Annotated in this window: 14 protein-coding genes; 9 read left to right on the top strand and 5 right to left on the bottom strand. The window is 49.3% G+C overall.

Going from position 1 to position 12,025, the window contains the following annotated elements; translation table 11 throughout:
• Positions 1–5: 5 nt before the first annotated feature.
• Complete coding sequence (gene tsaE, locus E0E47_RS13880) at positions 6–416, top strand: tRNA (adenosine(37)-N6)-threonylcarbamoyltransferase complex ATPase subunit type 1 TsaE (protein WP_008629712.1); 411 nt, start codon at positions 6–8, stop codon at positions 414–416.
• Between the two features lie 433 nt (positions 417–849).
• On the opposite strand, the gene E0E47_RS13875 is transcribed toward tsaE, so the two are convergent.
• From E0E47_RS13875 to dnaE, 3 genes are read right to left on the bottom strand one after another with little or no spacing between them, the layout of a single operon-like run.
• Positions 850–1,188, bottom strand: coding sequence for a hypothetical protein (locus E0E47_RS13875; RefSeq protein WP_008629709.1), 339 nt, complete (start codon positions 1,186–1,188; stop codon positions 850–852).
• An 11-nt stretch (positions 1,189–1,199) separates the two neighbouring features.
• A complete protein-coding gene (gene trxA, locus E0E47_RS13870; RefSeq protein WP_008621241.1) occupies positions 1,200–1,514 on the bottom strand; it encodes a thioredoxin in 315 nt (104 codons plus the stop codon).
• 42 nt (positions 1,515–1,556) lie between these two features.
• Positions 1,557–5,507, bottom strand: a complete 3,951-nt coding sequence (gene dnaE, locus E0E47_RS13865; protein ID WP_130894010.1) for a DNA polymerase III subunit alpha — start codon at positions 5,505–5,507, stop codon at positions 1,557–1,559.
• 191 nt (positions 5,508–5,698) lie between these two features.
• Between dnaE and E0E47_RS13860 the strand changes: the two genes are divergently transcribed.
• The 3 genes from E0E47_RS13860 to E0E47_RS13850 are packed head-to-tail and all read left to right on the top strand — an operon-like array spanning position 5,699 to position 7,426.
• Entirely contained in the window at positions 5,699–6,385 is a 687-nt protein-coding gene (locus tag E0E47_RS13860; protein ID WP_130894009.1) for a phosphatidylserine decarboxylase family protein, read from the top strand.
• An 11-nt stretch (positions 6,386–6,396) separates the two neighbouring features.
• Positions 6,397–7,110, top strand: a complete 714-nt coding sequence (gene pssA / locus E0E47_RS13855; RefSeq protein ID WP_087944127.1) for a CDP-diacylglycerol--serine O-phosphatidyltransferase — start codon at positions 6,397–6,399, stop codon at positions 7,108–7,110.
• A gap of 55 nt (positions 7,111–7,165) precedes the next feature.
• Entirely contained in the window at positions 7,166–7,426 is a 261-nt protein-coding gene (locus E0E47_RS13850; protein WP_130894008.1) for a DUF4834 family protein, read from the top strand.
• A 7-nt stretch (positions 7,427–7,433) separates the two neighbouring features.
• Here E0E47_RS13850 and E0E47_RS13845 read toward each other — a convergent pair whose 3' ends face one another.
• A complete protein-coding gene (locus tag E0E47_RS13845; RefSeq protein WP_008629703.1) occupies positions 7,434–7,868 on the bottom strand; it encodes a nucleoside deaminase in 435 nt (144 codons plus the stop codon).
• Positions 7,869–7,962: 94 nt separating this feature from the next.
• On the opposite strand from E0E47_RS13845, the gene E0E47_RS13840 reads away from it, so the two are divergent.
• The 3 genes from E0E47_RS13840 to pyrH are packed head-to-tail and all read left to right on the top strand — an operon-like array spanning position 7,963 to position 9,890.
• Positions 7,963–8,331 (top strand): YraN family protein, encoded by a 369-nt coding sequence (locus E0E47_RS13840; RefSeq protein ID WP_130894007.1) that lies wholly within the window; start codon positions 7,963–7,965, stop codon positions 8,329–8,331.
• A gap of 28 nt (positions 8,332–8,359) precedes the next feature.
• Complete coding sequence (locus E0E47_RS13835; protein WP_130894006.1) at positions 8,360–9,160, top strand: biotin--[acetyl-CoA-carboxylase] ligase; 801 nt, start codon at positions 8,360–8,362, stop codon at positions 9,158–9,160.
• 19 nt (positions 9,161–9,179) lie between these two features.
• Positions 9,180–9,890 carry a UMP kinase gene (gene pyrH, locus E0E47_RS13830; RefSeq protein WP_008629699.1) on the top strand — a complete coding sequence of 237 codons (711 nt, stop codon included), beginning with the start codon at positions 9,180–9,182 and terminating at the stop codon, positions 9,888–9,890.
• Between the two features lie 92 nt (positions 9,891–9,982).
• Here the strand turns inward: pyrH and E0E47_RS13825 are convergent, their stop codons facing one another.
• The gene (locus E0E47_RS13825) at positions 9,983–10,315 is read right to left on the bottom strand and encodes a DMT family transporter (RefSeq protein ID WP_172604777.1); all 333 of its coding nucleotides are present in this window, start codon (positions 10,313–10,315) and stop codon (positions 9,983–9,985) included.
• A 200-nt stretch (positions 10,316–10,515) separates the two neighbouring features.
• On the opposite strand from E0E47_RS13825, the gene frr reads away from it, so the two are divergent.
• Both frr and rsgA read left to right on the top strand, forming a co-directional pair.
• Complete coding sequence (frr, locus tag E0E47_RS13820; RefSeq protein WP_008629691.1) at positions 10,516–11,076, top strand: ribosome recycling factor; 561 nt, start codon at positions 10,516–10,518, stop codon at positions 11,074–11,076.
• Entirely contained in the window at positions 11,076–12,008 is a 933-nt protein-coding gene (rsgA, locus tag E0E47_RS13815; protein ID WP_008629690.1) for a ribosome small subunit-dependent GTPase A, read from the top strand. The genes frr and rsgA overlap by 1 nt, the downstream gene beginning before the upstream one ends.
• The last annotated feature ends 17 nt before the right edge of the window (positions 12,009–12,025 follow it).

The following is a 12,025-nucleotide window of genomic DNA, read 5'->3' as shown; positions in this document are numbered from 1 at the left end:
TAGATATGGAAATCAAAATTGATTCTTTAGATCACATCCACGAGGCCGCCCGGGAATTCATCGCGGCCATGGGTGACAACACCGTCTTTGCCATGTACGGCAAGATGGGAGCCGGCAAAACCACCTTCACCAAAGCCGTATGCGAATGCCTCGGCGTGGAGGATGTCATCAACTCGCCCACTTTCGCCATCGTCAATGAATACCGTTCTGACAGCGGCGAACTGATTTACCATTTCGACTTCTACCGTATCAAGAAACTGGAAGAAGTGTACGACATGGGCTACGAAGACTATTTTTACAGTGGTGCGCTTTGTTTCATCGAGTGGCCGGAACTGGTGGAAGAACTGCTTCCGGGCAATACGGTGAAAGTAACCATCGAAGAAAACGAAGACGGTTCGCGCACAGTGAGATTCTGACAGTTCGCAATAGATTAAAAAATAATAGATATTTTCTTTGAGTTACCAAAAAGAATACCTATATTTGCAATATAACGGAAAAGAACAAAGAAGGACAGTTTTAATATGCTGCAAATGTTCTTTCATAAACCTTAATTATGCAAAAATATACTTTCTCATATCAATATGGGAAATGCCCCTGATGCAATAGGGCGTGGAAGTGATTCCGCGCCCTATTTTCATGTATGCCCTACATCACAACTTCCATAAAACATCTTACTTTTCCGTATCCAAAAGCAATCCGCTAATTCACAACCGGACACGAAACAAAAATCAATCTCCGCAGAACGGGAAATCGTTCTGCGGAGATTGATTTTCTAAATGGTGCGACAGCAACCTTGTCTTATATTTTCATTAATCCAAATCGCCGCCTTTATAATCTTAGAAGTCAGGTTTAATCTTCCTCTCCGAAAGACTCCCCGTATTCCAACTCGCCCTGGACTACCCACAGGATATCCTCAGCCGCAAAGTCGCCCATCTTATCTTTACGGGCCTGACTGACGACGTAATCCACTATTTTGTCCTGGTCGATTTCTATATAGCCATCCTTGTCGGGTGCCGCATCCAGAATACCGCTATTGGCATAATACTCTACGATGACATCCAGAAAGTAATAAAGTTCTTCGTCCGTAAACTTGTCCTTTACTTCTTGCGGCAAGTAATTTTTGATGAACTCCACCGTACGGGCATCGTCCTCGGCATCTTGCAGGAGTTCCTGTTCCAAACTGTCCATAACCTATATCTTTAAAGGATGGCCTTCAACTTTTCCTCGAAAGTACTCTTCGGGGCCGCACCGACTTGCTTGTCCACCACCTCGCCGTTTTTAATGAAGATCACGGTAGGCACGTTGCGCACTCCGAAACGCATGGCCAAGCCGTCGTTTTCCTCCACATCGCACTTGCCGATGACGGCTTGTTCCTTATATTCTTCAGCCAATGCCTCGATATCCGGTCCGATTTTCTTGCACGGGCCACACCATGTCGCCCAGAAATCCACTACCACAGGCTTACCTGAAGCCAACAACTCTTCAAAATTTGAATCTGTAATTGCTAATGCCATTGTACTATTCCTTTTAATCGTTTGTTATTACCGACAAATATACTAATTTATTTTATATGACAGGGCGGGTTTACTTTGAATATAAGAAATTAAATCCTTTTTAACTGACACTTTCGCCAACTTGGATTGCATGGTCAGGTTCATCTGTCCCAAGGGGTCAAGGATGTGAAAATAAAGGTCGGTATTGCCGGGGCACTCCTTCACGACATCGGAAAGCGAAAGCACGATATCCTCATCCAACGCATCCAAGGCCACGGTTATCGTAATCTTCTCTACCAAAGTATCTTTCACATCTGCCAGAAAATCAATGCGCCCAATACGGAAATCCAGTTTGGAAGGATCCCATTGCCGGGGTTGGCATTTGGCTGTGATATAGAGCGTATTCCCCACATCCATATATGAGCCCCATGTAGGCCAATCCTGTCCGAACAGAGCTAGCTCGTAGGCTCCCGTGAAATCCTCCATCGTCACGATGCCATACGGCTTGCCCGTCTTGGAGATGCCCTTCCGTACGGCCGTGACCATGCCGCCCAACGTGAGGTCCATATTGACAAACTGTTCCAAATCTTTCAAATCCGCCATGTGCACGTTGCACACATTTTGAAGTATGACGGCATAATCGTCCAACGGATGGGCGGACAGATAAATGCCGACCAAGTCGCGCTCCTTGTTCAAACGCTCCAACGAGCTCCACGGTTCGGCCTGCGGCACTTCCGGCGTAGCGATTTCCACCATGTCCATATCCCCGAAAAGTGAATTCTGCACGGCATCTTTGTCGGTCTGGTAGCGCGAACCGTAACGTGCCAACTGGTCGATAAAGCTCTCCCCTTTGGCATTCACGCCGAAATACTGTTCACGGGTAATCCCCTCAAAACAGTCGAAGGCACCCGAAAGTACCAAACTTTCCAGATTGTTCCGTTTCACAGCCCCGCTCGGCACACGTTGAATGAAGTCAAAAATGTTCTTATAAGGTCCGTGAGCTTCCCGTTCTTTCACGATGGCATCCACTGCCGAGTCGCCCAATCCCTTGACGGCTCCCAGTCCAAAACGGATATTTCCGTCCACGTCCACACTGAACTTCCGGCGGCTGATGTTGACATCCGGCCCCAAAGTATTGATACCGATACTTTTACACTCGCTCATCAGCTTCGTAATGTCGGTAATGTTCGCCAAGCTTCGGCTCATTACGGCTGCCATGTACTGGGCCGGGAAATTAGCTTTCAGGTAAGCCGTCTGGTAAGCCACCCAAGAATAGCACGTGGCATGGCTCTTGTTGAACGCATACGAGGCAAACTTCTTCCAGTCCGCCCAAATCTTTTCCAACACTTTCGGGTCGTGGCCATTCTTCTTTCCGCCCTCGATGAACTTGGGATACATGTGGTTCAGCTTTTCTATCAGCTTCTTACCCATAGCCTTACGCAATGTATCGCTCTCGCCTCGCGTAAAATCGGCCAACTGGCGGGACAGCAACATCACCTGCTCCTGATACACCGTGATACCGTATGTGTCTTTCAGATACTTCTCCATACACGGTATGTCGTATTCCACCGGTTTACGCCCCTGTTTACGGTCGATAAAGTCGGGTATATAATCCATCGGCCCCGGACGGTAAAGCGCATTCATGGCGATAAGGTCCTCGAATGTGGAAGGCTGCAATTCGCGCAAATACTTCTGCATGCCGGGAGATTCGAACTGGAACGTCCCTATGGTACGCCCGTCACAATACAGGCGATAGGTGGCCGGATCCGTAATGTCCAATGCATCCACGTCGATGTCGAAGCCTAGACTGTCGTAAATGTTAGCCTGGCATTCCTTGATAATGGAAAGGGTCTTCAGACCCAAAAAGTCCATCTTGATCAATCCTGTGTCTTCAATCACGGAACCTTCGTACTGCGTACAGCGGAGCTTCTCTCCCGTTTCCTTGTCCTCGGCTGTGCTGACCGGCACCCAATCGGACACGTCGTCACGACAGATGATTACACCGCAGGCATGCACGCCCGTGTTCCGCACATTACCCTCCAACATCCGGGCATAACGGATGGTGTCGCGCAACAATGGATTCGGCGATGCCTCGGCCTGTTGCAACTCCGGAATGCACGAGATGGCATTCGGGAGATTCATTTTACGCGACTTGCCGTTTTCGTCGTCCGGCAACTTGTCCGGTATGAGCTTGCACAATCCGTTGGAAATGTCCAACGGCAGCTTTTCCACCCGGGCCACATCCTTTATGGCCAGTTTCGTGGCCATAGTACCGTAGGTGATGATATGCGCCACTTTCTCTTCACCGTATTTCTGCGTCACCCAACTCAAGACCTTTCCGCGTCCGTCATCATCGAAATCCACGTCGATATCGGGCAATGAAATACGGTCGGGGTTCAGGAAACGCTCAAACAGCAAATCGTATTCAATGGGGTCTATTTTCGTAATGCCCAAGCAATAGGCCACTGCAGAACCGGCCGCCGACCCACGTCCCGGTCCCACGGACACGTTCAACTCGTGACGTGCGGCATTGATATAATCTTGCACGATGAGGAAGTAACCGGGAAAACCCATCGTCTTCATCACGTGCAACTCGAAGTTGATGCGTTCCCGTACATGCTCCGGCAACGGGTCACCGTAAAGCTTGGCCGCCCCGATATAAGTCAGCTCAGCCAGATAATCGGCTTCCAACTTCAAACGGTAAAGCTTGTCACAGCCGCCCAGTTTCTTCACTTTCTGTTCGGCATCCTCGCGGCTGAGCACCACGTTGCCATTCTCGTCGCGGGTAAACTCCTCAAACAAGTCCTCATCGGTATATTTCTTCCGATAACCCTCTTCGGTTCCAAATTCTTCCGGAATGGCAAAGTTCGGCATAATCGGCGCATGGTCGATGCTGTAAAACTCCACTTGGTCGCAAATGTCGCAAGTGTTGGCCAATGCCTCCGGCACGTCTGCAAACACTTCATTCATTTCTGCCCGCGTCTTGAACCATTCCTGTTTGGAATAAAGCATACGTTTCGGGTCATCCAAATCTCGGTTGGTGCTCAGGCAGATCAAACGGTCGTGCGCCTCGGCATCCTCCTGCTCCACAAAATGGCAGTCGTTCGTACAGATCAACTTCACGTCATATTTACGGGCCAGTTCTATCAATCTCGCATTGGCTCGTTGCTGCAATGGAAAAGTCTCACGGTTGGCCCGTTGGTCCGGATCTTTCACCTCATGGCGCTGAAGTTCCAGATAATAGTTGTCTCCAAACACGCGTTTGTACCACTGCACCGCTTCTTCAGCCCCTTCAAGGTCGCCCGACAGTATTTTCCGGGGAACTTCACCGGCTATACAAGCAGAACAGATGATTAGTCCTTCCCGATGCGCCTCCAATTCAAAGCGGTCTGTACGCGGACGCACATAAAAACCGTCTGTCCACGATTTGGAGACCAACTTGACCAAGTTATGATACCCCGTTTCATTTTTGGCCAACACGATTAAGTGATACCTCCGCCCGTCCTTCTCTTTTTCCATCTGATCCAGACGACGAGGTGCCACATACATTTCACAACCGAATATCGGTTTGAACAAACGTTTCCGAGCCGCCGCCAACTCCACGCGAGCCGTGGCCAACTGGTCGGCAACCGAAGGAAACTCCGGTTGCTCCTCCGGCACGAAATTCGCCTCAGCCGGTATCGGCTCATCATTCGCTTCCGCCCGCCGTCTCAGTTCATCGGCCTCTTTCTGCTTCTTTTTCTGCCCGTCCACCCATTCTTTCAGAGCCGCATCCTCACCTTTCTCCAACAAGGCGATACGCTTCTTCCACATTTTGATGTCCGCATTCGTACCACTGTTTTTTTTGGTCGTATAATTAAAAAACTCCTTGATGGCCATCATGTTGCCATGGTCGGTAATGGCCATTCCGCGCATACCGTCTTTCATCGCCTTGTCAACCAAACGCGACACGCTGGCCTGACCATCGAGAATGGAATACTGGGTATGCACATGAAGATGTACGAAGTCCTGCATAATAAATATGAATTTGGTAAAAACAGAAATCGTGGGTAAAGTTACGCCACATTAAGGAAACCAACAAAAGAAACCTTTGTTTTTTAACATAAAAGACTTTTTAGGGGCCGCCCCTTGAAAAAGAAAGTACGGAATTTTGCATTTTAACGGAATATAGCTACCTTTGTCCGTTAATATAAGGGGAAAACTCCATGGGACGAAAATTGAATAAATTAAAAAAAATCAGAATACATCGGGAAGGCACGCACACGCTCATTGCGGGTGCAGGGGGACTACTTCTGTTTAACGCCTGCCTTTACTATGCATTTGAATGCAAGCTCCCGTTCTATGTTTCTGCAACCGTATGCACGGTCATCTACCTCATCGTAGTCAATTTCTTCCGATGTCCGATCAGACGTTTCGAGGGAGACACGGAAAACGTTGTCGTAGCTCCGGCCGACGGTAAAATCGTCGTGATAGAGGAGGTGGACGAAAACGAATATTTCCATGACCGCCGGCTAATGGTTTCCATTTTCATGAGCTTGACCAACGTGCACGCCAACTGGATTCCGGTGGACGGCACCGTAAGGTTGGTGGAACATCACGACGGAAACTTTCATAAGGCTTGGTTGCCCAAAGCCAGCATTGAGAATGAACGTTCCACCATCGTCATCGAAACACCGGACGGTGTCTTCATCATGGCACGGCAGATTGCCGGTGCCATGGCTCGGCGCATCGTGACATACGCCCGCGAAGACGAAGATTGTTATATCGACGAACACATGGGATTCATCAAGTTCGGTTCCAGAGTCGACCTTTTCCTTCCGGTCGGGACCAAAGTCAACGTCAAATTGGGGCAAAAGACGGTGGGTAATGAAACCATCATCGCCAAATTATAATAAAATGTCATATGGCAAATATCATCATACGACAGATTCCCAACAGCATTACTTGCTGCAACCTGATTTCCGGCTGTATGGCTACGGGTGCAGCTTTCTACGGTAATTACAGTTGGGCGTTTCTGCTCATTGTCATAGGAGCCGTATTCGATTTCTTCGATGGGATGTCGGCTCGCGTGCTGAAAGTATCCTCCCCCATAGGAAAGGAATTGGATTCGTTGGCAGATGTAGTGACCTTTGGAGTAGCCCCTTCGGCCATGATATTCCATCTGTTCCATCGGGTGGTTTATCCTGATTTCATGGAGCCGCTGCGCGACGTGATGCCCTATACGGCATTCCTTATGGCGGCATTTTCGGCTTTGCGATTAGCCAAATTCAACATCGACACGCGGCAAACATCGTCTTTCATTGGCGTACCGACCCCGGCCAACACTTTGTTTTGGGCTTCGCTGATTGTGGGCAACTATGGATTTTTGGTTTCAGAAAAGTTCAATGCTTTCTTCCTTTTCATGTTCATGTTGCTATCCTGTTTCCTTTTGGTAGCGGAGATCCCCATGTTTGCCCTCAAATTCAAGAACCTTTCCTGGCAAGACAATAAAATTAAGTTTATTTTCATCCTGACTTGCATCCCCATGATTATCTTTTTGGGATTCAGTTGTTTTGCAGCCATCATCGCATGGTACGTCATCCTCTCTGTCCTGACTGCACGACAGAAAACTCACTGACTTTGGCACGGTTCTTGTTCATCAGTCTGGCAACAAAGCATAAAAAATCATATTTATGACAGGTCCTTTCGGATGTATATTCGGTTTACTTTTTGCCTTTTTGGCCTTCCTGCTCATTATGGTCCTTAATATAGCCAGAAGAGTACGGAACATCATGTCTTCATTTTCTCCCAAGAACCATAAACAACAGTCTTCATCCCGTAATCCCCACGGGCAAACCACGTCGCAAAACCACTCTCAATCCTCGTCCCAAAGTTCGCACAAAATATTCGATGACAACGAAGGGGAGTATGTGGATTACGAGGAAATCAAATAAAAGAAACCTAACGTTTCCCCTTAAAGAAGTCTTTCAGCAAAGCCACGGCCTCGTCCGCCATCACACCACTCACCACTTCCGTTCGCGGATGTATGGCTTGGGGTGCAAACATCTTGTATCCTCTTTTTTCATCCGTTGCCCCGTAAACCAGACGTTTCACCTGTGCCCATCCGATGGCCCCCGCACACATCACACACGGTTCCAAGGTCACATAAAGCGTACATTCGTTCAAATATTTTCCGCCTAAAGCATTGGCAGCCGCCGTAATCACCTGCATCTCGGCATGGGCGGTCGCATCCGTCAACGTTTCCGTCAGGTTATGTGCACGCGCCAGAATACGGTCGCCGCAAACCACAACAGCCCCTACCGGTATTTCATCCTCATCGTAAGCACGCCGCGCCTCTTCCAGCGCTTTTTTCATGTAAAAAGCATCATCTGCCATATCTTCACAATTTAGTACATGCAAAAGTAAGATTTCTGCAAGGATTCACCAATATTTTTAATAAATTTGCAGCACGGGAATCCAATAAATCGAAATGGCCGCACACAATGAACTGGGAAAAGAAGGAGAACGACTGGCTGCAAACCACCTGCAATCAGAAGGTTATGTCATCCGACACCGGAACTGGAGGTGCGGGCACAAGGAATTGGACATCGTGGCCGAAAAAGACGGCACACTGGTCTTCGTGGAAGTAAAAACCAGAAAAGACGTTTTATTCGGACTCCCCGAAGACGCCGTCACAAACGGGAAAATACGACGCATTGTCAGTTCGGCCGACGCCTACTTGCGCAAATATGCCATCGACCTCCCGGTACGCTTCGACCTCATCACCATCGTAACGGGAGAAAACGGGCTCCCCCGGCTAAGGCATATAGAAGATGCCTTTTACCCGCCGCTATACTGACCTGCAACACGATTAGAATATTTTGAATATGACGCATTCACTTTACATATTGGACGATTCGCCATGGTTCGAATGGATACGGCTCCACTCGACAGGCTCCACCATCGATTTCCTGAAACATTATCGTCCAGTTTCTCCGAAAGACATGATTCTGGCCACGGCTGACTTCCAGACTGCCGGACGAGGACAAGCCGGTAATTCTTGGGAATCGGAAGCCGGTAAGAACCTTTTGTTCGGCCTGCTCTTCCATCCCCGCGAAGTGGAAGCCAACCGGCAGTTCATCCTGTCCCAAGCCATGGCACTGTCTGTCTGCGAAACATTGTCCGGCTATGCCAAAGACATCTGCGTCAAATGGCCGAACGACATCTACTGGAAGGACCGGAAAATCTGCGGCATGCTCATCGAGAACACCCTGATAGGAAGATGCATCGAGAATTGCATCATAGGAGCCGGCATCAATATAAACCAACAAACGTTCTGCAGCGATGCCCCCAATCCGGTCTCGCTCCGACAAATCACAGGAAAAGAAGAGGAACCGGTATTCATCTTAGCCGACATCATCAAACGTTTCAAGGACTATTACCGGAACATCCAACAAGGCCGAACGGAGGACATCGCCCGTAGCTACCGGGAACAGCTTTACCGATGCAACGGTTTTCACCTTTATCAAGACGCGGACGGTGTTTTCGAAGCCGAAATCCACGACGTGGAACCTACCGGGCACCTGGTCCTGACCGACAGGAACGGCATTACACGAAGATACGCCTTCAAGGAAGTAAGCCACCTGATACCGTCGGGCACAAACCCGTCCGCCCCATTCGTACTTTAACCAACCAAAATACTTTATTATGGCTAAATTCAAAAGGATACTCCTCAAACTGAGCGGCGAGAGCCTCATGGGAGAACAACGTTACGGCATCGACGAAAAACGTCTGGCCGAATATGCGGAACAAATCAAGGAAGTGCACGACATGGGCGTGCAAATCGGCATCGTCATCGGCGGCGGCAACATTTTCCGTGGCCTGAGCGGTGCAGGCAAAGGATTCGACCGCGTCAAAGGCGACCAGATGGGCATGTGCGCCACGGTCATCAATTCGCTCGGACTGAGCAGCGCGTTGGGGGCCATCGGCGTGAAAAGCCGTGTGCTGACCGCCATCCGCATGGAGCCGATCGGCGAGTTTTACAGCAAATGGAAAGCCATCGGATACATGGAAGCCGGAGAAGTGGTCATCATGAGCGCCGGCACGGGCAACCCTTATTTCACGACCGACACGGGTTCATCGTTGCGCGGCATTGAAATCGAAGCCGACGTGATGCTTAAAGGGACGCGTGTGGACGGTGTGTACACGGCCGACCCGGAAAAAGACCCCACGGCCACAAAGTTCAGTGAAATCACATACGATGAAATCTACCACAAGGGCCTGAAAGTAATGGACCTCACCGCAACCACGATGTGCAAGGAGAACAACCTGCCCATCTATGTCTTCAACATGGACGTGTACGGAAACCTAAAAAAAGTAATGGAAGGAGAAAACATCGGGACTTTGGTACACAACTGATTCAGCATCTGCTCCAAAACGACCGATATATAAAACGCAATGCCCGCCATGCCGAACACATGACGGGCACTTTTATACCCCCATAACGGAAATCAGTGAGATACAGAATCCGAGAACACGTTAATCACCACCACACCGGCAATAATCAAAGCCAACCCCAACACGGCCGGCCTGTCAAGATGTTGCTTAAACACCGTGGAACCGATGACGGCTATCAGCACGATTCCCACGCCCGACCAAATGGCGTATGCAATGCCCACCGGGATGTGTTTCAGCACCAAGCTAAGGCAATAAAAAGCCGCCGCATACCCGACTACCGTCACCACCGAAGGCCAAAACTTCGTAAACTGCCCGCTTTGTTTCAGAAAAGAAGTTGCCACCGTTTCAAAAACAATGGCCATCAACAATACCAAATAACTCTTCAGCATATCCCTCTCTTTTTAGAATGAAACTACAAAGATAGGTTTTTAAGTGAAAAAGAACAAATAAGATGAAAACGAGTACCATGCCAGAAGACTTTCCGATAATTCCTCCCCCGTTTTATTGCAGATGAATAAAAAATCCGCTACTTTTGTTTTTTAAAGTATCATAGTATCAATATATCATCTTAACAAAAGAACAGATTATGGCAGATTCAAAGACTATCCTTGACGAAGCGCAGGAGAAAATGGACATGGCGGTAATGTACCTGGACGAAGCCTTGGCGCACATCCGTGCAGGAAAGGCCGACATCCGTTTGCTCGACGGCATCCGTGTGGATTCCTACGGTTCCATGGTACCCATCAATAATGTGGCAGCCGTCAACACACCCGATGCCCGCAGCATCGCCATCAAGCCGTGGGACAAAAACATGTTCCGCGCCATCGAAAAAGCGATTATAGATTCCGAATTGGGCATCATGCCGGAAAACAACGGTGAAATTATCCGTATCGGCATCCCGCCCTTGACCGAGGAACGCCGCAAACAGTTGGCCAAACAATGTAAGGCCGAATGCGAAACGGCAAAGGTCAGCGTACGCAACGCACGCCGCGACGCCATCGATGCCCTGAAAAAAGCAGTGAAAGACGGCATGGCTGAAGACGAACAAAAGAACTCGGAGGCCAAATTGCAAAAGGTGCATGACAAGTACATCAAACAAATCGATGACTTGTATGCGGCCAAAGACAAAGAAATCATGACCGTCTGATGCGAGGGCTTGTCATCCGTAATACAGGGAGTTGGTACGTCGTCCGCACGGACGACGGCCAACTTGTTGATTCTAAAATCAAAGGCAACTTCCGCCTGAAAGGCATACGCAGCACCAACCCGGTGGCGGTAGGCGATTTTGTGCAAATCACCGTCAATGCGGAGGGGACGGCTTTCATCACAGAAATAGAAGACCGTAAGAACTACATCATCCGGAAAGCTTCCAACCTGTCCAAACAAAGCCATATTATCGCAGCCAACGTAGACCAGGCTTTTTTAATCGTAACCGTCAGCCATCCGGAAACTTCCACCACCTTCATCGACCGTTTCCTGGCTTCGGCCGAAGCGTACCGCGTTCCGGTATCGCTCGTTTTCAACAAGACCGATTGCTATGATGCCGACGACCTCCGTTACATGGAAGGCATGATGCACCTGTACACCACCATCGGCTATCCCTGCCATGCCTGTTCGGCCTTGCAGTCTACCGGCATCGGCGCGCTGCGCGAAAGCTTGGAAAAACGCACCACCCTGTTCTCCGGCCATTCCGGCGTAGGGAAATCTACCCTACTGAACAAACTGATACCCGACCTGAACCTGCGGACTGCAGAAATTTCAGCCGCACACGACACGGGCATGCACACCACGACATTCAGCGAGATGTTCAGCTTGCCGGGCGGCGGTTACGTCATCGACACCCCAGGCATCAAAGGATTCGGCACATTCGACTTCGAGAAAGAAGAAGTGGCACACTACTTCCGCGAAATTTTCCAGATTTCGGCAGACTGCAAATACAACAATTGCACGCACACCCATGAGCCGGGCTGCGCCGTACGCCGCGCCGTAGAGGAACACCTCATCAGCGAAAGCCGCTATGCCTCTTATCTCAACATGTTGGAAGACCAACATGAAACCAAATACAGGCAAGGTTACTGACCCCTAAAACCCCAAGA

It is taken from the genome of Paraprevotella xylaniphila YIT 11841 (assembly GCF_900683745.1).
GTDB lineage: Bacteria > Bacteroidota > Bacteroidia > Bacteroidales > Bacteroidaceae > Paraprevotella > Paraprevotella xylaniphila.
This window is presented reverse-complemented; position numbering and strand designations above follow the sequence as displayed.